19 protein-coding genes are annotated in these 24,271 nt (G+C 45.1%); 7 read left to right on the top strand and 12 right to left on the bottom strand.

What is annotated here, in order from left to right:
* Positions 1 to 229 precede the first annotated feature (229 nt).
* Positions 230 to 1,411, bottom strand: a complete 1,182-nt coding sequence (locus ACMQ5W_RS06840; RefSeq protein ID WP_419024425.1) for an iron-containing alcohol dehydrogenase — start codon at positions 1,409 to 1,411, stop codon at positions 230 to 232.
* A 160-nt stretch (positions 1,412 to 1,571) separates the two neighbouring features.
* On the opposite strand from ACMQ5W_RS06840, the gene ACMQ5W_RS06835 reads away from it, so the two are divergent.
* The gene (locus tag ACMQ5W_RS06835) at positions 1,572 to 2,036 is read left to right on the top strand and encodes a hypothetical protein (RefSeq protein WP_419024423.1); all 465 of its coding nucleotides are present in this window, start codon (positions 1,572 to 1,574) and stop codon (positions 2,034 to 2,036) included.
* Between the two features lie 226 nt (positions 2,037 to 2,262).
* On the opposite strand, the gene alr is transcribed toward ACMQ5W_RS06835, so the two are convergent.
* The 3 genes from alr to purB all read right to left on the bottom strand — a co-directional run bounded on the left by alr (position 2,263) and on the right by purB (position 6,298).
* Positions 2,263 to 3,402, bottom strand: a complete 1,140-nt coding sequence (alr, locus tag ACMQ5W_RS06830) for an alanine racemase (protein ID WP_419024421.1) — start codon at positions 3,400 to 3,402, stop codon at positions 2,263 to 2,265.
* A gap of 28 nt (positions 3,403 to 3,430) precedes the next feature.
* A complete protein-coding gene (locus ACMQ5W_RS06825) occupies positions 3,431 to 4,720 on the bottom strand; it encodes an adenylosuccinate synthase (protein WP_419024419.1) in 1,290 nt (429 codons plus the stop codon).
* Positions 4,721 to 4,864: 144 nt separating this feature from the next.
* Positions 4,865 to 6,298 carry an adenylosuccinate lyase gene (gene purB, locus ACMQ5W_RS06820; protein WP_419024417.1) on the bottom strand — a complete coding sequence of 478 codons (1,434 nt, stop codon included), beginning with the start codon at positions 6,296 to 6,298 and terminating at the stop codon, positions 4,865 to 4,867.
* A 154-nt stretch (positions 6,299 to 6,452) separates the two neighbouring features.
* Here purB and ACMQ5W_RS06815 point away from each other — a divergent pair, with 154 nt between their 5' ends.
* A complete protein-coding gene (locus ACMQ5W_RS06815; RefSeq protein ID WP_419024416.1) occupies positions 6,453 to 7,325 on the top strand; it encodes a hypothetical protein in 873 nt (290 codons plus the stop codon).
* 208 nt (positions 7,326 to 7,533) lie between these two features.
* Here the strand turns inward: ACMQ5W_RS06815 and ACMQ5W_RS06810 are convergent, their stop codons facing one another.
* Together ACMQ5W_RS06810 and ACMQ5W_RS06805 are read right to left on the bottom strand one after the other, a co-directional pair.
* On the bottom strand, positions 7,534 to 8,973 hold the full coding sequence (locus ACMQ5W_RS06810; RefSeq protein ID WP_419024414.1) for a Na+/H+ antiporter NhaC family protein: 1,440 nt from the start codon (positions 8,971 to 8,973) through the stop codon (positions 7,534 to 7,536).
* A gap of 22 nt (positions 8,974 to 8,995) precedes the next feature.
* Positions 8,996 to 9,718 carry a hypothetical protein gene (locus ACMQ5W_RS06805; protein ID WP_419024412.1) on the bottom strand — a complete coding sequence of 241 codons (723 nt, stop codon included), beginning with the start codon at positions 9,716 to 9,718 and terminating at the stop codon, positions 8,996 to 8,998.
* A 269-nt stretch (positions 9,719 to 9,987) separates the two neighbouring features.
* Between ACMQ5W_RS06805 and ACMQ5W_RS06800 the strand changes: the two genes are divergently transcribed.
* Entirely contained in the window at positions 9,988 to 11,649 is a 1,662-nt protein-coding gene (locus ACMQ5W_RS06800; protein WP_419024410.1) for a putative manganese-dependent inorganic diphosphatase, read from the top strand.
* Positions 11,650 to 11,666: 17 nt separating this feature from the next.
* On the opposite strand, the gene ACMQ5W_RS06795 is transcribed toward ACMQ5W_RS06800, so the two are convergent.
* Both ACMQ5W_RS06795 and ACMQ5W_RS06790 read right to left on the bottom strand, forming a co-directional pair.
* Positions 11,667 to 12,527 (bottom strand): NmrA family NAD(P)-binding protein, encoded by an 861-nt coding sequence (locus ACMQ5W_RS06795; RefSeq protein ID WP_419024408.1) that lies wholly within the window; start codon positions 12,525 to 12,527, stop codon positions 11,667 to 11,669.
* Positions 12,520 to 12,948 carry a MarR family winged helix-turn-helix transcriptional regulator gene (locus ACMQ5W_RS06790; protein ID WP_419024406.1) on the bottom strand — a complete coding sequence of 143 codons (429 nt, stop codon included), beginning with the start codon at positions 12,946 to 12,948 and terminating at the stop codon, positions 12,520 to 12,522. Before ACMQ5W_RS06790 ends, ACMQ5W_RS06795 begins: the two co-directional genes overlap by 8 nt.
* A gap of 175 nt (positions 12,949 to 13,123) precedes the next feature.
* Between ACMQ5W_RS06790 and ACMQ5W_RS06785 the strand changes: the two genes are divergently transcribed.
* The 4 genes from ACMQ5W_RS06785 to ACMQ5W_RS06770 are packed head-to-tail and all read left to right on the top strand — an operon-like array spanning position 13,124 to position 18,236.
* The gene (locus ACMQ5W_RS06785; protein ID WP_419024404.1) at positions 13,124 to 15,505 is read left to right on the top strand and encodes an FtsX-like permease family protein; all 2,382 of its coding nucleotides are present in this window, start codon (positions 13,124 to 13,126) and stop codon (positions 15,503 to 15,505) included.
* Between the two features lie 20 nt (positions 15,506 to 15,525).
* Entirely contained in the window at positions 15,526 to 16,296 is a 771-nt protein-coding gene (locus tag ACMQ5W_RS06780) for an ABC transporter ATP-binding protein (RefSeq protein WP_419024402.1), read from the top strand.
* 4 nt (positions 16,297 to 16,300) lie between these two features.
* Positions 16,301 to 16,981, top strand: a complete 681-nt coding sequence (locus tag ACMQ5W_RS06775) for a response regulator transcription factor (protein ID WP_419024400.1) — start codon at positions 16,301 to 16,303, stop codon at positions 16,979 to 16,981.
* The gene (locus tag ACMQ5W_RS06770) at positions 16,968 to 18,236 is read left to right on the top strand and encodes a sensor histidine kinase (protein WP_419024398.1); all 1,269 of its coding nucleotides are present in this window, start codon (positions 16,968 to 16,970) and stop codon (positions 18,234 to 18,236) included. Before ACMQ5W_RS06775 ends, ACMQ5W_RS06770 begins: the two co-directional genes overlap by 14 nt.
* A gap of 103 nt (positions 18,237 to 18,339) precedes the next feature.
* Here ACMQ5W_RS06770 and ACMQ5W_RS06765 read toward each other — a convergent pair whose 3' ends face one another.
* The 4 genes from ACMQ5W_RS06765 to ACMQ5W_RS06750 form a co-directional block, all read right to left on the bottom strand.
* Positions 18,340 to 20,106 carry a hypothetical protein gene (locus ACMQ5W_RS06765; RefSeq protein WP_419024396.1) on the bottom strand — a complete coding sequence of 589 codons (1,767 nt, stop codon included), beginning with the start codon at positions 20,104 to 20,106 and terminating at the stop codon, positions 18,340 to 18,342.
* Positions 20,107 to 20,124: 18 nt separating this feature from the next.
* Complete coding sequence (locus ACMQ5W_RS06760) at positions 20,125 to 20,847, bottom strand: ABC transporter ATP-binding protein (protein ID WP_419024394.1); 723 nt, start codon at positions 20,845 to 20,847, stop codon at positions 20,125 to 20,127.
* Positions 20,848 to 21,075: 228 nt separating this feature from the next.
* Entirely contained in the window at positions 21,076 to 22,494 is a 1,419-nt protein-coding gene (locus ACMQ5W_RS06755) for a hypothetical protein (protein ID WP_419024392.1), read from the bottom strand.
* Positions 22,495 to 22,717: 223 nt separating this feature from the next.
* A complete protein-coding gene (locus ACMQ5W_RS06750) occupies positions 22,718 to 24,097 on the bottom strand; it encodes a sigma-54 interaction domain-containing protein (RefSeq protein WP_419024390.1) in 1,380 nt (459 codons plus the stop codon).
* Between the last annotated feature and the right edge of the window lie 174 nt (positions 24,098 to 24,271).

The following is a 24,271-nucleotide window of genomic DNA, read 5'->3' as shown; positions in this document are numbered from 1 at the left end:
TTCTCCTTTGCTGATACTAAATTCGCTAGACAATATTATACATAGAGATCTGGTCAAATCCTATAACCAGTTTTGGCTTTCTTGATAACTTTGTAAGAATTTTATTGATATACTGTGATAAAGTGAAGAAATAACGAACAAAGTAGTGAAACGATTCCATAATAGTTCAGAAAAAAGACTTCCGCCGCACCAGGTGTATAAGCCCAGTTAGGCGAAAGCCATGAAGTAGTTAAAAATCTATCTTTCTTCCATAGTAAACGCATTCCAACAGTTTTTCCATCTTTTCATCGTCGATGGCTCTTGGATTGGAACCTGTGCAGGCATCAGATACGGCATTAGCAGCGATGGCTTTTTTCTTATTGAGGAACTCTTCCTCTTCAATACCGACCTCTTTCAGCGTATGTGGGATTTCCATTGCTTCATTGAGGCTGATGATCAGATGACAGAGCCTCTGAATTTTTTCCTCTCTTTTATCCCCTTCAATTTTTAGATAGTCGGCGATTTCCTCGTATCTCTTTGCAGCGGATAGCTCTTCTGCGTTGTAAGTGATTACATACGGCAGATACATAGCATTGGCAAGACCGTGGACTACATGGCCTGTGTGGAAAGCTGCTCCCGTTTTGTGGGCCATGGAGTGGACGATACCAAGCAGTGCATTGGAAAAGGCCATACCAGCTAAGCACTGGGCATAATGCATCTGTTCTCTGGCGCATTTATCTCCGTTGTAGGACTTAATCAAGTTATCCTTGACCATTTCTATGGCGCGCAGTGCCAGCGGATCTGTAAAGGCATTGGCGGCTGTGGATACGTAAGCTTCAACGGCGTGGGTAAAGGCATCCATTCCGGTGCAGGCGACCAGCGACGGCGGCATGGTTTCTGCCAGATCAGGATCTACGATGGCAACGTCCGGTGTCAGATTATAATCTGCCAGAGGATATTTGATTCCACTGTCGTAATCCGTGATGACAGAAAAAGCTGTGACCTCTGTAGCCGTGCCGGAAGTAGAGGGAACCGCACAGAACTTCGCTTTTTTGCGAAGGGTAGGCAGGGCGAAGGGTTTAGCTGCCTCTTCAAAGCTGAGATCTGGATATTCGTAGAAAATCCACATCGCCTTTGCAGCATCAATTGGAGAGCCGCCGCCGATGGCAACAATCCAATCCGGCTTGAATTTCCTCATATCCTCTGCACCTTTTTTCACTGTTTCAATGGACGGATCGGGTTCAACTCCGGCAAAGACCTTTAACTCCATACCGGCTTCTTTCAAATATTCTTCTGTTTTCCCTAAGAAACCAAAACGCTGCATGGAGCCTCCGCCAGTGACGATAAACGCTTTCTTGCCCTGCAGATCTTTTAAATGGGACAGAGATCCTCTTCCAAAATAAATATCTCTGGGTAATGTAAATTGTGACATATGTCTCCCCTTTCTAATTAGCAATTATTTTTCGTTAGTATGTCCTGAGAAGGGATGTTTTACTCGAAATACTTAGACGAGAAAAGAAATGACATCAATTTTACCATATGATAAAATAATGGTAATTTAGACAAATATAAGAGAGAAAAGGTGAAAACAGATGGAAAGAAATAAAAAAATTGCAGTCTTTTTTGCAGTTGTCTTATTGGCAGCGGCGATGAGCGCATGTTCAACCCATTCGAGCAAATCGTATACTTTTAAGGTTGAGACTGGCGACAACATCAAAATCGAAATGGACACGTCTGGCGACTATTCCTTTGCCCAGGAAAAAGGGCGCTTCCGTGTTGAAAAAGGAGAGGATGAGATTCTGCAAGGCATGTTTATGACCAAAGAAGGTTATGATCAGTATCAAACGTTAAAGGATTCGAAAGAAGTAAAGATTCTAGAAGACGGGGAAAAAGACGGAAATACATATTTCTTCTATGAGTATGAGGGAGAGGCCGGAACGGAAACCAATTTTGTTCTCTGGATCAAAGATTCCAGCACGGGCATGCTCATCGGAAGCCTGGCAGGAGAAAAAGAGGCGAAAGCAGCCTTTGAGAGACTGACGATAACGTCGGAATAAATAGCGAGGATATGTAGTGACAAAGAATAGCAAAGATGCCCTTAAAGAACAAGCTATTGCACAGCTGCTTCTCGATCTTAAGATAGGAGAAGTTTCTACATGGTCAGGGACTGTCTGAATATCTGAAGAAGATGCGCAGAATCTGAAAGATAAAAGACAAAAGTAAGTATCCAAAAAATGCCCTTGCAGGAGGCAATTCCCGCAGGGCATTTTGTTTTGCTCACTTTTACTTTACATAGACCTTGGGCAGTCTCTGTCCAAAGGCACATACGATCTCGTAGTTGATGGTACCAGTAGCTTCTGCGATGTCGTCGGCCAGGATGGTGTTGACACCATCAGAACCCATGACGATGACCTCATCTCCGACCTTTACGTTCGGCACATTTGAAACGTCAATCATGCACTGATCCATACAGATGTTGCCGGCAATCGGGCAGACCACGCCATTTACTATGACTTTTGCCTTTGCGGAATATGGACGAGGATAACCGTCGGCATAACCAAGGGCAATGGTAGCGATTCTGGCAGGTTTTTCAGATATGTATTTTCTACCGTAGCCTACGGAGAAGTTTTCTGGTACATCTTTCAGATGAATAATGTTTGCCTTGATAGACATAACCGGCTTGATGGAAAGCTGTTTTTTGTCGACTTCGTTTGAAGGATAACATCCGTAGAGAATGATTCCCGGACGAACTGCATCGAAGTAGATACTAGGCAGTTCCATGATAGAAGCGCTGTTGGCAAGGGTTTTCATCGGAATGTGAATACCTGCCTTTGTCAGTGCCTCGTAGAAAGCATTGTACTTGGCCTCCTGCTCGTGAGAATAAGTCTTATCGGCAGCGTCAGCAGTGGACATATGGGAGAACATACCCTTAATTTTGAAATTTGGCAGCGCGGCAATTTTCTTGATATCTTCGACGGAGGTTTCGATTTCATCCGCCAGATAGCCGATTCTGCCCATTCCGGTGTCGACTGCAACCAGACCGAAAACAGTTTTGCCGGCCTTTGCAGCAGCATCACTGATTGCTTTTGCATTGGTAGAATCGCATACGACCGGTGTGATATCGTACTCTGCAATCACGTCGGCATACATGTCCGGTGTAAGACCCAGCATGATGATTTCTTCTTTTGCACCAGCATTTCTCAGGGTGATGACCTCTTGGAGGGTTGCAACGGCAAATGTCTTCACTCCGTTTTCTCTGAGCACATTTGCACACATGACACTGCCGTGGCCGTAACCGTCAGCTTTGATAACGCCGATAATTTGCTTATCCGCGCCAACCTTTTCCTTGATACTTTTGATGTTGTAGTCCAGATTGCTTAAATTAATTTCTGCCCAAACGGGTCTGATTGCTTCTTTATACATGGCTGTACAATACCTTCTTTCTTTAAAATTATATGAATGGTTCGCGTCTGATGATATCTTCTCTTCCCGGACCATTGGATACTAGGGTGATTGGAAAACCGATCTGTCTTTCTATTTCGTTTACATACTCCTGACATTCCTGCGGAAGCGCTTCCCATTTCCGGATGCCGCTGACATCACTTTTCCAGCCGGGCAGTTTCTTCAGAATCGGCTTTGCCTGGTAGAGGTAGGTAGTGTTAGGGAAATCCTGGTGTTCTTTCCCATTGATTTCATATCCAACACAAATGGGAATTTCGTCCAGATAACCCAGGGGATCGATGACTGTCAAAGCCACTTCTGTGGTACCCTGCATTTTGCAGCCGTATCTGGTTGCCACGGCATCGAACCAGCCTACACGGCGAGGTCTGCCTGTGGTAGCACCAAATTCTCCGCCGTCTCCTCCACGGCGTCTCAGCTCATCTGCGTCCTCTCCGAAAATTTCGCTGACAAAAGCGCCAGCGCCGACGGCAGAAGAGTATGCCTTGACTACTGTAGTGACTTCTTTGATTTCGTATGGCGGGATGCCTGCTCCCACTGCGCCGAAAGCAGCGAGTGTAGATGAGGAGGTCACCATAGGATAGATGCCGTGATCAGTATCTTTCAGTGCGCCTAGCTGGCCTTCCAGCAGAATGTTCCTGCCGTCTTTGATGGCTTCCTGCAGGAAAACGCCAGTATTTTCTACATAAGGTTTGATCATCTCTTTATATTCCATCATGGTATGATAGAGATCATCTACCTCGAGAGCGGGCTTGTGATAGAGATTTTCTATCACGACATTTTTTAGTGTGCAAACGTTTTCCAATTTTTCGCGCAGTACAGCTTCTGGCATGAACAACTCGTTGACTTGAAATCCGATTTTTGCATACTTATCTGCATAACACGGTGCGATTCCGCTCTTGGTCGAGCCGAAGGACTTTCCTGCTAAACGCTCTTCTTCATATTCGTCTAACAGAATGTGGTACGGCATGACGATGTGTGCTCTGTCAGAAACCAGCACTTTCGGCGCTGGTACGCCGCCTTCCACTAGGGATTTGATCTCCTTGATCAGGAAGGGAATGTTTAGGGCTACACCATTTCCCAGCACGCTGGTAGTGTGTTCATAAAACACGCCGGAAGGCAGCATGTGCAGAGCAAATTTGCCGTAGTCGTTTTTGATGGTATGACCTGCATTGCTTCCACCCTGAAATCTGACGATGATGTCAGAATGCTCAGCCAGCGTATCTGTGATTTTGCCTTTTCCTTCGTCGCCCCAGTTGGCGCCTACAATTGCTTTGATCATTTTGTTACCTCCTATTCGCTAACGTATAACTATTCTGCTTGTCTTGGCGCTTGATTATACGACAAACTCCAAGCCAGCCAAAGGCTGGGGAGTTTCAACATAAATTCTGCCAAGCAAATCGCCTGCGGCTTTTTGGGCAGAATGTTATACATTGATTTCAGCCATGAGGCCAAGCTGGTCCTCGTTGGCTGATAGAATAGGCTTTATGACCCCGTTAAGAAACTCAGTTGTCTGTTCTATTGATCTTCCAACATAATTTTCTGGCTTCAAAACCTTCTGTAAAGCCTCTTTTGTTATATGAAAAGCCGGGTCAGCGGCAATACGATCTAAGAGATCGTTTGGCTTACCCTGCTCTTTCACGACTTTGCCCGCATCCATGGAGTGCAGGCGGATGCGTTCGTGAAGTTCCTGTCTGTCGCCCCCCATTTTGACGGCATCCATCATGATGTTCTCTGTTGCCATGAACGGCAGTTCTGCCATCAGATGGGCTTCGATGACCTTTGGATAGACGACTAAGCCGTCTGCAACGTTGATATATAGTTCTAGAATGCCGTCGGCAGCCAGGAAGGCTTCGCTGACGGAAATCCTCTTGTTTGCTGAATCGTCCAGGGTTCTTTCAAACCACTGGGTCGCTGCGGTAATCTGTGGATTCATGGCATCGCTCATCACATAATTTGCCAGGGAAGCCATGCGTTCAGAACGCATCGGGTTTCTCTTGTATGCCATGGCGGAGGAACCAATCTGATGCTTTTCAAAAGGTTCTTCTACTTCCTTCATGTGCTGTAACAGTCTGATGTCGTTGGAGAACTTGTGGGCTGATTGGGCGATGCCTGCCAGCACGTTCAGCACTCTGCTGTCCACCTTCCGGCTGTAGGTCTGTCCGGATACGGGATAGCAGCCTTCAAACCCCATCTTTTCTGCAATTTTCTGATCTAGAATGCGGCACTTTTCGTGATCGCCTTCGAAGAGTTCTAAGAAGGATGCCTGGGTGCCGGTAGTGCCCTTTGAACCCAGCAGTCTCAGGGACTGGAGGACATAGTCCAGATCTTCTAAGTCCATGACCAGGTCATGAAGCCACAAGGTAGCTCTTTTCCCCACGGTGGTGGGCTGTGCAGCCTGATAATGGGTGTATGCCAATGTAGGCAGTTCCTTGTATTCTTCTGCAAATTTGGACAAGGAAGCGATGGTGTTGATCAGCTTTTTTCTGATTAGGCGCAAGGCTTCGCTCATGATGATGATATCGGTATTATCGCCGACGTAGCAGGAAGTGGCTCCAAGATGGATGATGCCTTTTGCATCGGGGCATTGCTGGCCGTAGGCGTAGACGTGGCTCATGACGTCGTGTCTGACTTCTTTTTCTCTCGCTTTTGCCACATCGTAGTTGATGTCGTCCTGGTGCTGCTTCAGTTGGTCGATCTGCGCCTCTGTGATGGAAAGTCCTAATTCTTTTTCGGACTCGGCAAGGGCGATCCAAAGCCGTCTCCAGGTTCTGAACTTCATATCAGGAGAAAAGAGAAACTGCATCTCTTTACTCGGGTATCTTTCTGAAAGGGGACTGGTATAGTTGTCGGTTGTCATATGGAACCTCCTTGAAATATATGTAAATGTCCCAAAAGAGACTTTAAATTCATGAAAAAATCAACATAATATTATAGCATTTTGTATGCAAAATATCAAGGGCAGAGGCCAATAGGAGCATAACATAAGTCGTAAAAAATAAAAAGGAGAAGAGATGAAAAGGAAATTATTTATAACAGGGGCCATTTTTGCAGTTCTATTTGTTTTTTTATGTCTGCCGCTATCCCGTTATCCAATCAGTCTGGCGGTGATGAAGATTTATAGCGGCCTTCACGAAAGAGACAGCCTGATGGAGAAAAAAGGAATCTCTTTGGAAATCCCCGGCGGCGGAACAACAGAAGAGAAAGATTGGTATCCATTTGTCATGACCTTTAACGACAGCGCAGGATTCCGCCAATTTATTAGGGAAAAGGATGGAGAACTGCCCTACGAAATGGAAAACCCGTTGGAACTGACCATTCTCTATAACTTTCCGGCTTTTGACGTTTTCAAAGGATGCAGCGATCTCTATAATCCCCAGTCACCATACTATAATAGTTTTTATGGCGCTTACTTGGTTTCGGGTCGTACCGCAGAGGGCAGACCTTATGGATTCTCTGCTGATGGCAGTCTAGATCTTGAAGCCACTTCACAGGTTCCACAGTTTGACTTTCAAAGGCTAGTGCTAACTCACTTGGGGATTGGGTCGAGGCAGCAGCTCTTCGATTGGAAAATTCAATCGGTTCGTAAAAATGTGGATTATGGGGGCAGTAGTGGCTGGACCAGAGTGGATGCAAGCCTTATTACTAATGGAGTCATCCACCGCCCTGAGGGTTTCCAAAGATCTTATTTGCAGTATGGCAGTTGTGCTTATGTACCGGAAGACTATGGGATGGACTCCTTTGCCCCCGTCAGTATGAGAGGAAGGCTTTACGGAAAATATTTTGCAGACTGGGATACCAGCATTTTCTTTTATATCATGGCCGCCGATGAGGATGTTCTGGAAAGCTGCGACGCAAAGATATTGTCGAAAAGTGTATTAAAATAAGACGCTGCCTGACAGTTTGTTGTGTACTTCTATTGCAAAATGGGTCTTTACGGACGCGGGGCCAGGTGTCTGCATCAGATCGGTTCTCCTGCGCGGCTGCAACCCAGTCCCACGATTTAAGAATGGCTGAGGAAAGTTTAGCTCTCTACACACAAGCTGGCATTGTCTTTTAACATTATTTATTATAACAGTTTGATGCAGGATTTATTTATAAAATAAATCCTGCAATCACATAGCATACCAGGGAAATCCCACACCAGATCAGGCCATATGGCATGACCGTCTTAATGTGGTCGTGCACGTCACAGCCGACGATACCGCAGGTCATGTAAGTCGTATCGGATATTGGCGATATGTGATCGCCGAAGAAAGCAGCACCCCAAACGGCAGCAATGCAGAGGGGCAGATTTGCACCTGCGGCGATGGACCATGGAATAGCGATGGGCATCATGGTAGATACATTTCCCATGGCTGAACCAGTAGCAAAACCGATCAAGCTGGTGATGAAGAATAAGATGGCAGGCAATAAAGACGGCGACATGATACCGGAAAACAAATTTGCCAGATATGTTCCTGTACCCAGGTCGGAAATCACATCTCCCAGCACGACAGCGGCGATGAGAATGATTAAAATCTGCATGGATTCACCCATGCCATTGATAAAGATATCGATGACTTCATTGAATCTGAACTTCTTTGATGCCATGTTCATGATGATGCAGATCAAAGATGATAAAACCATGGCGCAGAAAATGCCGCCGATGGCATCACCGTTGAGCATATTGCCGCCGCCGCTGTAGAACATATAGCCGATGGCAATGACAATAGAGGCGATTGCCGGTACAAATACGAAAGCGGCGCTGGTGCTTTTTTCAACTTCTTCTTCGGCCTGTTCTGCCAATTCGATGATTTCTTCAGGCAGTTCCTCCAAGACTGTATTTCCGTGATTAGGATTATCCAAAAGTCCGAATTTTTCTGCTCGCGCTTCGGCTTTTTTCAAACCGCCAAAATCTTTTCCCAGCCAAATGAGCACTAGAGAAGAAAATACCGCTAGAATACAGTAAAAATTCAGTGCGGATACCTGCAGCATGACCTTGGAAGGGTTAGCGATTTCTGCCGCTGTAATCAAGCCAAAGAGGATGCCGCCCCACTGTCCGAGGGGTATCAGTCCGCAGACGGGCGGACCGGTAACTTTGATGATAAATGCCTGTTTTTCATGAGAAACCTTTAATCTGTCGTTGAGGGGCTTCATGACAACACCAGTCAAGATGACGCTGAGGGTGGTATTGGTGTATAAAATCAGTCCGATTAACCAGGTCAGAAAACAGGAGCCCTTTTTCCCTTTGATGATTCTGTGTTTTTCTGTGAGAAATTCCACGAGGCCGCGGCCGCCGCCTGACTTTTCAATCAGACGAGACATGCCAAAAGCTAAGGCGATGCTGATAATGACAATAACCGCCCAGCGATCTGAAAATGCGGCGATGATGCCGTTCAGTATTTGGTCGAGTACCACCATCGGCTCTAAACCGTAGAGAATCATATAACCGATGATGACTGCAGCAAAAAGTGCCACAATCGCATTTTTTGCTATAAATGCCAGCAAAATAGCCACGACTGGCGGTAAAACTGCTAAAATTCCATAATCCATAATCCCTCTCCTTTCGGTTCTGTCAATACATTCTGGGAACAAGTGCGCGATACAATAAATTTGTTAAAGCGACAAAGTCAAAGACTGGCAGCCCAGTCACTTCTGAAATTGCGGCTGCAAATGGCGGAATATCACTGCACTCCAACAAGAAAGCGCCAATTGCAGGCTCTTTTGCCATCATATCCTCTGCAATGTGTACCACTTGCTCCCGAAAGCGGACTGCATCCATTTCGGATTTTCTTTGCAGGCGGATGCAATCCATAAATTCTGAACAAGTATCCAGTTCCCCTATCACAAAGGGTATGGTATCGTCAATGCCGCTGGTTTCTAAAAAATGTGGTTCTTTGAGACGGCGGCCTGCCGCGGTGATGATTCCCAGCTTTTTCTGTCTTCCGATGATTTTGGAAATCATCGGGGCCATCAGCAGGGGAGAGGTGCATATAGGAATGTCCAGTTCCTCGGCTGCCCGCGTCTGCCAGACCACGAATAATCCGCAGCCGGTGGTGATGGCTCGTACCCCTTCGCCCTGCAGTTCCTTTGCTGCTCGAATAAAGGTCTGATACTTTTCTTCGTTTAAGTCCTGCCACCAACCGGTGGGCAGATTGACGACTTTGTAGCGGACCGGAAAGTCAAAAGAGGCCGCATGGGCCATGTTGCCGGGCATCAATGGGTATCTGGCGTTTAAAACGAGAATGCCTATTGGTACGCCGCCAAAGGCGGTTCCCCCTGAAATCATCTTTGTCAAAATATCACCTCCTGCTGTTTTGTACAGAGCCACTATATTATCATATAATTTAGATGGTATATATAGCTTTGACATATTGGCTTTATAATCTTATTTTAACACAGAATGGAGGATACGTTAATAGTTTTTTGAATATTCTGGAATAAATTGGGCGCTTATGTTGTCCCTTTCTGCTGCCTAAAAAACGAAATAATACTTTCGCTTGATTGATTTTGCCCGAAAATCAGTGTAGAATGGACACAAGTTTAATGAAAGAGGGGGCAAGGTGATTGCAAGAATATGAAACGACTTATGTCATCGGGCACAAGAACCCAGACACGGATTCTATTTGTTCGGCAATTTGTTATGCCAATCTGAAACATCGGATTGACGGGAAAAATTATGAACCGGCCAGGGCGGGACATATCAATGAAGAGACGAAGTTTGTACTGGAGTATTTTGATGTACCAGCGCCGCAGCTGATTGAAAACATCACTACCCAGGTGAAGGATATCGAGATTCGCAAGACCAAAGGCGTCTGCAAAAATCTGTCTATTAAACTGGCTTGGAACATGATGCAGGAACACGATATCTACACGATCCCGGTAGTTTCAGAGGGTGCCGTTCTGGAGGGACTGATTACCGTGGGGGATATCGCCAAGTCTTATATGAACGTTTACGACAGTGATATCTTGTCTAAGGCCAATACGCAGTATTCCAATATTATTGACACCTTGAAGGGGAGTACCGTGGTCGGCGACGGCACGAAATTTTTTCATCAAGGGAAAGTTCTGATTGCGGCGGCCAATCCTGACATGATGGAGAGTTTTATAGAGAAGGGAGATCTGGTGATTTTGGGGAATCGTTACGAATCCCAGCTCTGCGCCATAGAAATGGAGGCGGCCTGTATCATCGTATGTGAGGGTGCGCCCGTTTCCCTTACCATCAGAAAACTGGCGCAGGCGAGAGGCTGCACCATTATATCGACGCCTTATGACGCTTTTACTGTCGCTCGTCTCATCAATCAAAGCATTCCAGTGGAGTTTTTCATGCGCACAGAGCACTTGATCGCTTTTGAGGATACGGATTATATCGATGAGGTCAAGGACGTTATGGCCAGTAAAAGGCATCGGGATTTTCCAATCATCGATGAAGATGGAAAGTATATGGGGATGATTTCTCGGCGGAATCTGCTGGGAGCTAAGGGTAAACCAGTTATTTTGGTAGACCACAATGAAAAAAATCAGACGGTGGAAGGCATTGAACACGCAGAAATCAAAGAAATTATCGATCATCACCGCATTGGCGCAGTGGAGACCATTTCACCGGTCTTTTTCCGCAATCAGCCGCTGGGCTGTACTTCGACCATCATTTATCAGATGTATCACGAAATGAACATCGATATAGATCGACTGACAGCAGGGCTTTTGTGCAGCGCAATCATATCAGATACTTTACTATTCCGCTCCCCGACCTGCACTGAAATTGACAGACAGGCGGCAATGGACCTGGCAGGAATAGCTGGGATAGATCCGGAAGAGTTTGCAGAAGATATGTTTGCTGCGGGCAGCAATTTAAAAGGCAAATCAATAGAAGAAATTTTTTATCAAGATTTTAAACGCTTCACAGCGGGAAATGTCTCCTTTGGCGTTGGTCAGCTGATTGCTACGAACCGCAGTGAACTGGAAGCATTGCAGGAGGATATGGTGCCTTTTATGGAAAAAGCCCGGGAACGTCACGAAATGGATATGATGTTCTTCATGCTGACTAACATTTTGACAGAGACCACAGGATTGATTTGCGCCGGCAGCGGCGCTAGACAGCTTATTCTGGATGTCTTTGGCGGAGAATATGATGAAACCTATGAGAGTGAACACATCATCAGATTACCGGGAATGGTTTCGAGAAAGAAGCAGCTGGTTCCGAAAATCATCATGGCTTTGGGCGAATAAAATCGCCCATTTTTTTGTTATTCCCAACAAGCGGCGTTCTTTTTTACAAACTGCTGGAACGTCTGCGGCTTCTTTCCCATGACTTGTTCAAAGGCAGTCGTTACTTTTTTCGCTGCTCCAAAACGTGTCATCATATAGAGCATTCCCATGACAGTGCAGTATTCTTTTTCCATCCCCCTGACATACATCCAGTATTTTTTTGCAAAGGCAGGTTTAGGGTTGGTATATATAATCTCTCGGCCTAATTCCTCGGACAGGATTCTTGCAACTTGCCAATAATCAATGGCGGCGGGACCTGTTATGGAATACCCTCTATTTTGGTGTAACTCTGGTTCGCTCAACACTTTAGCCGTGATTTCGCCGATGTCCTCCGCATCAACAAAGCTGGTCAAGGCGTTCTTAACTGGCACCACAATTCTGTTAAAGTGTTTGATTTCAAAGGCGTGAACGCCGCTGATGTTTTGCATGAAAAAACTAGGTCGGATGTGACAAAATGGCAGACCTGCCTGTTCAATGTATTTTTCGATTTTGTGGTGAGGAGGAACCGGATTTTTTTCCACCCCGAGCAGAGATAAGAAGCTGACAAGCCGTATGCCGCCTTGCTCTTTCAGCGCATCTACAAAAGGTTTCAAATCTTCAGGCTTCCCTAAATGTGGGGGACGCATGATAAATACTCTGTCGACGTTTTCCAAAGCGGTCTTAAACGTAGAAGGATCAGTGAAATCAAAGTAAGCGACTTTTGCGGTGCTGTCAAACATCTCCGCCAATGTCTCTGTATGAGTTCCGGCCACGGTAATTTCCTGCCCATTTTTGTGCGCATATTGTGCAACATACCTTCCGACATTGCCAGACGCCCCTGTAATTAAAATTCTACTCATCGCTTTTTTCCTCCAATAAGATTTCATTTGCTGCCGTGAGCAGGCAGATGAGCGCATCAAATTTCTCTTCCCCTAGTTTTGCTTCCAGTAAAGACATTGTCTTAAAATAATCTTTGTAGGTGTCTTCTACTAAACGGACTGCTTTTGCAGTGGGGATCAGTTCATAGCTGCGCCTGTCTGTTTCCAATTGTCTTTTCTCGATGTACCCGTTGGACAACAGGGACGTAACCATATTCGTTGCCATCGCTTTTGTAACCTTGAAAAAACGGGCTGCTGCATTCGGGGTTTTCATTTCATCTGTTTTTACAAGATAAATCAGCATGCCCATTTCACTAGAGCGGATTGGTAATTCTCGCGGTCTATTGAGATTGAGTCTGCAAAAGAGAGATACCTGCTTTGATGATTCGATCATTCTATCCATAATAGGACTCCTATTCTTAATTAGTAAAGTAGATGTACTATTTACATGATAGTACACTTGATGTACTTTGTCAATGGGACTGATAAATTATAAAAGTTATGATGATTTAAGGATTTTTTAATAATTCACTTGCTATACTGAACGCACAATCGGAAACGAGGAAAGGATTTACATTATGTTAGGTAATATATTAAAGAAAGACCTGAAGAAGAGGAAAGGCGTCAACCTGATCCTGTTCTTATTTATCACGATTGCCACGGTATTTTTGGCCAGCAGTGTCAACAACATTCTGGTCGTGGCGCCAGCGGTGGATTATTATATGGACTATGCCAATGTGCCAGACGTCTATTTCAACATTGTTGGCACGGAGGAGGAAGAGCAGGTTGACAGCTGGCTTCAGAGCGGTAAAGGAGACCTCAGAAAATATGGGAAAAGTACCATGATGACCATGGGAGATAAAGACGTTTCTTGCGAGATAGATGGGCAGCGCAAATCGTTCCGTACGGGTGGCTCTGATATTTATCTGGGATCTGTCTCAGAAAAATACTGCAAGGTCTTTGATCAGGATGGAAACCCATTGAACCTTGGAAAAGGTGAGATTGCAATGACGAAAGCAGCTCTGGACAGGAACAAACTGGAGATCGGGGATACTCTGACGCTTCGGGCAGGGACCATAGAAAAGAATTTCGTCGTCAAAGAGAACATCAAGGACGCGGCCTTTGGCAACGATATGGTGGGAATGATCCGACTGGTCGTCAATCAAAAGGATTTAGATGAACTATCTGGCAGCAATGAGGCGGCGGCCTTCATTCGCTATGACGTGGAGACCGATAATGCGGAAGAATTTGTAGAGCAGCTGAATCAGCTCAGTTTTAATACCATGACCAACGCAGTGACGAAAGATACCTACAAAATGATCTACTCCTTTGACATGTTGATGGCGGCGCTTTTGATTCTCATCGGAATCTGTCTGATCCTCATTGCACTGTTAGTGCTGCGATTTACACTGGTATTCACCATGGAAGAGGATTATCGGGAAATCGGCATCATGAAGGCCACCGGTTTTCGAGATTTTCAGATTAAAAAAATTTATTTGGCTAAATATCTGACTCTGGTCACTTGTGGTTCACTGATCGGCCTTATCATGAGTGTTCCAGTCAGCAGGACGATGATTCAATCTGTCAGCGTCAATATGATTATGGAGGACAGTAAAGCGAATCTATGGGTGAACTTTATCTGTACTGCACTGGTGATTGTGCTGGTCATGGCCTTTTGTTACTTCTGCACGAGAAAGCTGAATAAAGTCTCTGCTATTACTGCCATCAGAGGGGGGCAGACCGGAGAGAGATACAAACGCCGGGCGGGATTGCGCCTGCACAGCCGCGGTAAAATAGGGGTACCGGTTTTCTTGGGAATGAACGACATGGTCAGCCATGTGAGGCGGTATCTGGTATTGATGATCACTTTCTGTATCAGCTTTATATTAATCACCATTCCGCTGAACACCTTGAACACCATGCAGAGTGAAGAAATGGCATTGAAATTTGCCTTGAACCCCGAAGCGGCTGCTTATGTCCGCAAAATTGAGGCCAAAGGGGAGGAGCGGTATGAGAAAGAAGATGACGTACAGCGTGGCATGGCTCGCGTAGAGGAGGAGCTGAAAGAAAAAGGGTATGATGCGCAGCTTTCGGCAGTAGTCTTTTACTTCTTAAAATTTGGTTCCCAGGGCAAGAAGGCGGACAGCAATTTGATGACATTGCAGATTGTAGGATCTGAAAATGATTTCCTGACCTATGACGAGGGCAGTGCGCCAAAGTTGTCCAATGAAATTGCTGTTTCTAAGAAAATGTCGGAGAAAAACGGCTGGAATATCGGAGATACCATTGAAACCAGTCTGCACGATGGAAAGCACAGCTTCATCATCACCGGGTTATATACAGATTATATGCAGGTGGGAGAAAGCGCCAGAATGAATCCTGCCTTTGACCTCGGCAAAGAAATGCTGGCAGATTACTGGAACATCGCTGTGCATGCGGAAACAGACTTGAGTCAAAAGGAGTTAGCGGCAGAGCTGAAAAAAGACCTGCCGGCTTATGAGTGGAACAGCGCGCAGGATGTCATAGATCGCAACGTGGGCGGCATACAGAAAACACTGCAGTCCATGAAAATCCCGATGACGATTTTACTCTGTGCTGTCATCATGCTCATCACTTTATTAATGGAAAAACTCTTTATTGTCCGTGAAAAAGGGGAGATCGCCATGCTCAAGAGTGTAGGCTTCAGTGACCGCAGTATTGGTTTCTGGCAGGTGGTCCGCATGGTCAGTGTTGCCGTCTGCTCTATGATTGCCGCCGTGCCGCTGTCCCTTCTCAGCAATCAATTTGTGTTGAAACCGATTTTTGCAATCATGGGCGCTGAAGTGAAAATTCAGGTTGTCCCATGGCAGGTATACGGCGTTTATCCGTTGGTTCTGCTGCTGGGTATCATCGCAGCCACTGTCATCGCGGCTAGAAGTGTGAAACGAATTAACATACAGGAATTAAACAATCTGGAATAAAAGAATGGAAAGGAAATGTTATGGGAACTTTAAAGGTATCAAATTTATGTAAGACCTATATTGTAAATAAACGCCAGAACAACGTACTGCGAAATGTGAATCTGGAGATCAGTGCTGGCGAAATGGTGGCTATTATGGGGCCTTCCGGCTCAGGAAAGACTACGCTTCTCTATACTGTCAGCGGCATGGACGATGCGACAACAGGAAAAGTGAATTTTTATGGCAGAGATTTGACATCATTAAAAGGAGATGATATGAGCAAGCTCCGATTGACGGAGATGGGCTTTGTATTCCAGCAGATGTATATGCTGAAAAATCTGTCCGTTTATGATAATATAATTATACCAGCATATCAGTCGCCGGAGGGAAAGACGAAGGAAGGCAGAAGGGCTATCAATGAACGGGCGAAGCTTTTGATGCAGAAGCTTTCCATCAGCGAGGTGGCTGATAACGATATCAATGAGGTATCAGGCGGGCAGCTGCAGCGGGCGTGTATCTGCCGCAGCATGATTAATAACCCGAAAATCATCTTTGCAGATGAGCCTACGGGTGCTCTGAATAAGCAGAACTCTATAGAAGTGATGGAAGAATTGAATCACATCAATGAAGAGGGCACCAGCATTTTACTGGTCACACATGATATGAAAGTAGCGTCAAAATGCGAACGGGTGCTCTATATTGAGGATGGTGATATCAGAGATGAGTTTGCCCTGGGAAAGTGGAGCAAGATAGAAGGAGATGCAGTCAGAGAACGTAAACTCAACGAATGGCTGATCAAATTAGGATGGTAAAAAAATGAAAGACGTTTTACTGGTGGAAGATCATGTGGAACTGGCTGAGTTGATAACAGCATTCCTGAAAAAGGAAGGCTGCAGTGTGCACCACGTTACAACTGGAGAAGAAGCAATGAACTATTTGCAGGAGCAGCAGGTAAAAGTGCTGCTCCTGGATATCATGCTGCCGGGAATGGATGGCTTTGCCGTCTGCCGCGCCGTCAGGGAGGAGGGGAACCTGCCGATTTTGATTCTCAGTGCCAGAGGTGAGAAGGCAGACAAACTCAACGGTTTTGGCTTGGGTGCAGACGACTATATGGAAAAACCCATCGATCCGGAAGTTTTGGCAGTCAAGGTGAAAGCGCTCATTCAACGGACTTATGACAAAGAGCCGGCAGACAGCCGCCTGGTATCCGGTGGAATTACCATCGATCGGAGCGCCAGGCAGGTCTACTTAGACAATCGGCCGGTGGAACTGAATGTGAAAGAATATGAGCTGTTGGTTTTGCTGGTGGAGAATGCGGGCAGAACACTGCACAAGGACTTCCTCTTCAATCAGGTGTGGGGCGCGGACAGCTTCAGCGAAAATCAGACCTTGACGGTCCATATCAAAAGACTTCGCACCAAGATTGAGGCTGAGCCGAAAAATCCGCAGAGAATATTGACGGTATGGGGAGTGGGGTATCGTTATGAAAAAGTATAACCGGATGCTGGCCTTTTCTGTCATACTATATATGATACTGGCTGTCTTAGCTGGAGGCATATTTTTAAAGGCTGAAAGGACAAACGACAAAGAATATAAGGTTGAAATCAACCGCATCAGAAAGAGCTTATCTGAAGAGAAGAATTTGGATAAGCTTGATTTGCGTGAGTATCGATACATAAAAAAGGTTGTCTATTTAGAACCCGATGCTTCGGAACAGAGATATGAAGATTTCTTTCAGGAGAAGGGCCGCAATCAGATTGAAATTATGCCCGCCTATAAAGACGGCAAAGCGCATGGCTTTCTTCGTTTTGAATATGTATCGTCTAAGGACGATTCTATGAAAGGGTTCTTGCTGATGGAATCTGCTTTAGGCATTTTGTTTATTTCTAGTCTGGGGGTGTTGCTCTATCTGAAATATAAACTGATTGCCCCATTTTATCGGATGAGCGAACTGCCCGGCGAACTGGCTAAAGGGCATTTGAAGACAGAGATCAAGGAAGAAAAGAGCCGTTTTTTTGGCCGTTTTATCTGGGGTATCAGTCAGCTGCAGGATACGCTGGACGTCACTAGAAAGAGAGAACTGGATCTGATGAAACAGAAAAAGCAGCTGCTGCTGTCATTGTCCCATGATATTAAAACACCTTTAAGTACAATCAGCTTATACGCAAAAGCCTTAGAGAAGGATGTATATCACGGGGAAGAAGAGAAAAAACACGCAGCCCATCAGATTGGAGAAAAGACATTAGAAATTGAAAAATATGTGGAAGAAATCATGAAAGCGTCTAAAGATGATGTTTTAGATATTCCAATCAATATGGGCGAGTTCTACCTTGCTGACTTGGTAAAAAAGATTTCTGCCACTTATCGGGAGAAATGCGCTTTGCGGATGGTTGATTTTGAGATAGGTCCTTATGAGAACTTACTGCTTCGCGGTGATATGGACAGGCTGTGGGAGATCCTCGAAAACCTCTTTGAAAATGCCTTTAAATACGGAGACGGCCGCCGCATTAAAGTGGAGTTTTATGAAGAAGATTATTGTCAGCTCATTCGCGTATTTAACACAGGCGAACCGGTCAGTGATAACGATTTTAACCATATCTTTGAGAGCTTCTTTCGCGGGACCAATAGCAGCGGTAAAAAGGGAAATGGTCTCGGGCTGTACATCTGCAGGGAAATCATGCACAAGATGGATGGCGAAATCTTTGCGCAGAAAGAAGAAGAGGGGATGTCATTTGTTTTGGTTCTGCGGTAAATATTTTGCATCTCTAGGACTGAATATCGTTCACTTTTTATACATCAAAGGGTCGCTGCGATGATGCAGCGGCCCTTTCTGCTATAACATAGGAAATATCGTCTTATTTTGCTGGATCATCCCATTTAATCCAATTTTCGTTTCTAACAGGTTCTATCATGTATTTCTTCATTATGCCGTTTTCAGTGCCGTCTCGAAGGTCTCTTATCATCTGAAGTTCATCCGCGCTCATATCGTATTCTAAGTCTACTATATTGCTTTTTAATCTGCCCCTGTAGATCACTCCGCTTTTGTCTATAACGGCACATTCAAGCGCTGCATTCCTGATATCGAATTGCGAATCGCCTATCAGCGCGTTTTGAACGAAAGCAACCTTACCGTCTTTTGCTGCAATAGACAGCCCTTCGTCAATACCATATTGATACTTAGCATAGGAACGCTTTTTAGTGACCATCTCTGTATCAAAAAATGCTTTATCAAAGCCACTTGGAACCTTTCCGCTGTAGAGAATTTCATATGGTTTGTTCTCGTTCCCGGTTCTGGTAAAAACTGCCACATACCCCTCATGGTTTGTCATTGCCAGGCTTCCGTCCTCACCCCAGGCATATGTCATTTTTTCTGAGGCTGGAAATACTCGGGACGGTCCTTTGGACGTCCAGGTATCTGCATCAATCAGATCTACCAGGTAAGCCCCGTTTTTCACCGAGAAAATAGCCAGATATCTGTGGTCCTCCGACAAGCTCATTTCTACATATTCAGCCTTTTCATCCAACGGATAGACCATCGCAATTTCATCGCTTAGAGGCTTCGGATTGGCTACCGTCGCGCTTCTTCTGCCCATTGTTACCGTTGCAGTAGCTTTTGCATCGATGGGAAGTTCATACACGCCATAACCGTCGCTGATTTGGGAAACGTCCACAGGGGTGCCCTTCGCCGTCCTATTATTGACAGCAAAAAGTATCCTGTTCTTCAGACCGTAATCGGATGCCGTCTTCCCTGCATGGGATTCGTCAGAATCGTTGTCTTTATTGGACAGGTTAGCGGCAAGATCCGGATGAACCCACTTCTTGCCGTCTTTGAGATTCTCCTCCTGGAGTGCGATGATGGGATCAAACTCATAAAAATCTTCCCCCACACCTGAAGGTTTTTCAATCTCTGTCTTATAACCTAAAGCCTGCTTGTAATCATAGTCCTCTATTTTTGAAACCTTGTATTCCTGGTATTCATTCTTGATGACAGGAATTTTGAATAGGTTGTTCAAGGCTGTATACAGCTCCACCTCGACATCATAGTCGAACATCCCACTTTCTGAAGAAAGCATATTCCGCTCATCATAAACTTTCAAGCCTGTCAGGGCATTATCTGAATTGTAAATCTTGGTGCCAAATTGGAATCGGAAGCTTGCAGGATAAAAATCGAGATAATCTTTAAGTCTGATCTTTCCTTCTTCTGTAGAGCCGTCCTTCACAACCGTCTGCTGAATCTGATTATAAAAAGCATGGATTTTCTTATCCTGTACTCCTTCAAACATGTCATATTTCAGCTGCGTGCAGTAAGGCGCTGTGGACCAGCCCGTGAAACGGATATTGTCATAAAGCAGGGGGTCAACAGTTTTAGCCATTTCTCCCCGTTTAAAAGATGATTCCGTTTGGTCTGCACCATAATCGAAGCGACTGATCCAATGAAGGCTATCCGCCGAATCAGACCTGAAGCCGACCGCAAGTCCGTCCGCGACGTCCCTGTTTCCCGTGATCGTCTCTTCCGTCAGCGTGACTTCGCCGACCTGGCTGTCCACGAAAGTCCAGCCGTAAACAGTCATCCCAACCGAGAGGACTGCCACTGTCACAAATATAATAATAGATTTTTTCATAATAGATGACTCTCCTTATTACTTCATTTGATCTACAGCCTTTCTGATCCGGTCTGACCTGTAATCATATTTTTCCTTTACAATTTCGATGAGTGATCTGCCAGACTTCTCTATGTCGTCCACGCTCAAGTCGTCTATAATTTCACTCTTCCTTATGAGGATTGCTCTGTCTATGTAGTCGGCGATCTCCTCGATCAGATGGGTGGAAATGATGACTGTCTCGTCTTCATTTACAACGTCTATCAAAACTTTATAAAAGTCTTCTCTATTAAATACGTCGTTGCCGGCGAAAGGTTCATCCATGAATATGTAATCAGCCCCCTGGCTGATTGCCAGTACCACTTCAAACTGATTCTGCATTCCCAAACTGAACTCACTGATCTTCTTCTTCGTCGGCAATGCAAAGAATTCCATCAGAGCTTCATACCTCTTTTCGTTAAACAGGGGGAATTGCATCTTGTAAAATAACCTGTGGTCCTCTGCTGTAATAGATGGAAAGAAAGAATGGTCGCCGGTTGCAAAAGACAGCCTGGAGATATTGCTTCCGTCGATCTTTTTTCCATCCAATGTGATTTCGCCTTCGAAGGTCAGGAATCCCATGATGCATTTCATCAATGTGGTCTTGCCTGCTCCGTTAGCGCCAAAGAGACCGATGACCTGCCCCTTGGGGATTTGAAGGTTGCATTCTGCAAGGGCAACCTTATCTTTATATTTCTTAGATACATTTTTTAACTCAATCATGTTTCCTCCTCCTAATGGCGCTTGCCACAATTTCTGTAAGAAATTGATGGAAGGCCTTATGCTTTGAATCCCCAAGAGAGGTGCGCATTCAATACCGCTCTCTTGGATGGATTAAGTCGTATAATGGTTCTGCCCCAAATCTTTGCTTTGGTTAGTTATACTGCTGGCAGATCCCCGTTCAAGATGCTCCCTGGCACGCAGGCGACCAGCTCCACGAGGGGCTAGGCGCTAGTTGTAAAATGGTAAAATGTGTGATAAATAGTCCGGTTGAAGTGCAATTTCCGGTGTTCCGAGAACATACACTGCGAAATCAACAGCGGTATGCAGAACCATGATCATGGCAATAAAAAGTGCCTGTATGACAGGGGTTACCCAGATCGTCCTTGGATACTCTTTTCTATTTGGCAGTCTTTTCATAACATATACGCTCTTCGTCTCCTTATTGTAGTATTCATAATTCCAATATGCCTGAAGAAAAATCATCAGCAGAATAGCTGCGATGTAACCGTAATAAGCGTGTTCTTGCAGATCCCAAAAGTATGGCATCCTCACGCTGGAATCTATCGTCACCCCTTTGATGCTTTCCTTTATCACATCCAGCTGCATGAGATATCTGCCAAAGAACAACAAATGCTCGGCAATCCCTATGAGGATGCACACGCCGAAGAAGAAATTGGTTCTTTCCAGGTTGATTCCCAGCGGCATGAATCTGCGCCTCAGCCAGACCGGATTCAGCTTCTTCAGACCTTTTTTCTCACTATTTTCCGATGACCGCCCATATCGCTGCAGGAGGGATGGGTCATAGGTTTCAGCTGCATTGGTGACTTCAAGCCGGACGTTGTCATCAAATTCTGTACTGTCCATGTCCATGATTCCTATGTACTTATTAACCATAAATGGATCACCTTTGGGGCGTTTCTCTCTGGAAATCACATCCCCGAAGGAAAAGGCAGCGTAAAAAGTGAGAAGCAGAATGGCCATGAGGATATAACTGTTTTCTGAGAGATAGGTCCAGATAAGAAACATGGGCGCGATTACCAAAGCCACGCCTGCTGATTGTTTTCCATTATGCCAGCCAAAATAGCATGATCTGGCACATTCGCCTGCCAGGGCTAGTACGGCAATAATATTAAAGAGGATGATGGTTGGATGTGCAATAGGAATCAAGGCATGGCCTATTTCCGTCCTTAACAGACCCAGGGCCAGCTTAGTGCTGATATCGGCGGCACCTGCCATGGTCAGCCCCATCTTTCCAATCGCGTATAAAGAAGCGATTGCCACACCCCAGAATATAAGAATCATGACAAGATAGTAAAAGAAAATTGTGAGGAAAGATGAAATCGGTGACAGATTCAATCTTCTCATTGTGTATCCAATCGTTGCATGAGTTGCTTTTAGGGCTTTTTTTCCATTTAACGAATTGACCACAGTCATCAGCCCCATCAGATTTACAGCGATAAATAGCAGGACAGCCCATACACCTCCGAAAGCGCGTTCCATAAGCATATAGGAACTTGCCTCATAAGGATTGCCAATCCTTAAAAGAAAAATTGCTAGAAAACTCAGCGGAATGGCTCCCACAAGAAGCAGGAGTTTTTTATAGCCCGCTCGGTTGTATAAGAAAATTAAAGATAGATATTTGTTCAATTAGGGTACCTCCTAACTTATGATAATGTGATTTATTGATATGCGATGATTATGCAACCATCAATTTAACATTAAAGTATTTCGAGGAATTACTCTAATATGTTTAGAATACATTTAAATTATAGCATATTTTGTTTGAACTTTCAAATGATTCAGTCATCAAGGAGGGATATTGTCTTGATAGAAATGCATATTGTTCAATGTGCTCTCGAAAGAAACCTAATTACTGCTCATCTATAATCTTCTGTATCTCTATCTCATATTTCTCCAGCTTGTAGCGCAGGTTCTGTCTGGTGATGGACAAGGCTCTGGCGGCAGATGATAATGTGGGGTGCTGCTGCAGCGTTTTGATGATGATGTCCTTTTCAAAGGCTTTTACTCGTTGGTCCAGAGGCTGCAAGTCGTCGTCTGTCGAAGTATTTTCGTAATACTTGATAGAGGAAAGGAGATAGGCGGGGATATTTTCTCTCGTTAAGAACCCGTCGTCTACAATGTTAAAACAACCCTCGATGATATTTTTCAGTTCTCTGACGTTACCAGCCCAGGAGTAGTTTCGCAGCACTTTTAAGGCATCTTCTGTAATTCCCAGGACGTTTCGATGCATCATTTTATTGAAATAATTGATAAAGTAATCTGTCAGGATGGGAATATCGCCTTTGCGTTCGCGCAGGGGCGGAATGGTAATCTGCACGGGAGAAAGGCGATAGTACAGATCGGTTCTGACTTTTCCTTGATTGAGAACGACTTCGGGTTTTTCATTGACAGCGGAGATAATGCGTACATCAAAAGAAATGTCCTTCTGACCGCCGATTCGCTTGACCTTCTTTTCTTCCAGAACCCGCAGAATTTTGCTCTGCATGTTGATATCCATAGAATTAATCTCGTCGAGGAACAAAGTGCCGCCGTCTGCCAATTCGAACAGGCCCTTGCGATTTTCAGCACCTGTGTAACTGCCCTTGACGGTTCCAAAGAAAATACTTTCCAGAAGCGTATTTGGAATCGCGGAGCAATTTTGTACGATAAACGGTCCGTCCTTTCTCTGGCTGGCGCTGTGGATGGACTGTGCAAAAAGTTCTTTGCCCGTGCCTGTTTCTCCATAAATCAAAACAGAGGAGCTGGTGGAAGCAATCTTGATAAGATTTTCTTTTAATTGTATCATATGCTCATCTCTGGTAATGATGTCGCTGACAGTGAACAAGTTGGCGGGATTGGCAGGCTTGTTCATCACGATGGAGAGACGATTGCGTTCATTGGTGATATAAACCGACACGTCGATGGCACCAATCAACTGTCCATTTGCATCAGTTAAGGGCATGGTCGTGTTGATGGCTTTGATCCTCACACCCACACAGTTATCGTACTCCTGGAAATAATTGAGGATTGGCTCGCCAGTGCGCAGTACGGTAAGCAAAGTGCTGGTCTCTTCGTCAAGGCTTGGAAAGACGTCCAGGACATGTTTGTTCAGAGCCTCTTCAGCGGACAGCGGATTGATATTCGGGCGGTAATTAAAATAATATCGGATGATTCCTTCTTTATCGACGGCAGCTAGTCCGTCGATATTTTTGTAGAGTTTCATGGCTTTTTCTATATATTTTGATAACACGGGGAGCCTCCTCTCTTTTTATAACATAGGAAATATCGTCTGAATCGTCCCTTGCGGGCGACATGCGGAAATAGGAATCTTTGATTCCGTCATTTCCACGTTTTTTATAACATAGGAAATATCGTCCGAAGGGCGGATTTCCGTATGTTTCATCGTTCGCTTTGCTCACTCCTC

The sequence above is a fragment of the Emergencia sp. genome (genome assembly GCF_048465375.1).
In the GTDB taxonomy this organism is placed as follows: domain Bacteria; phylum Bacillota; class Clostridia; order Peptostreptococcales; family Anaerovoracaceae; genus Senimuribacter.
Note: the sequence above shows the minus strand (reverse complement) of the source record. Positions and strands in the feature narration are given on the sequence as shown.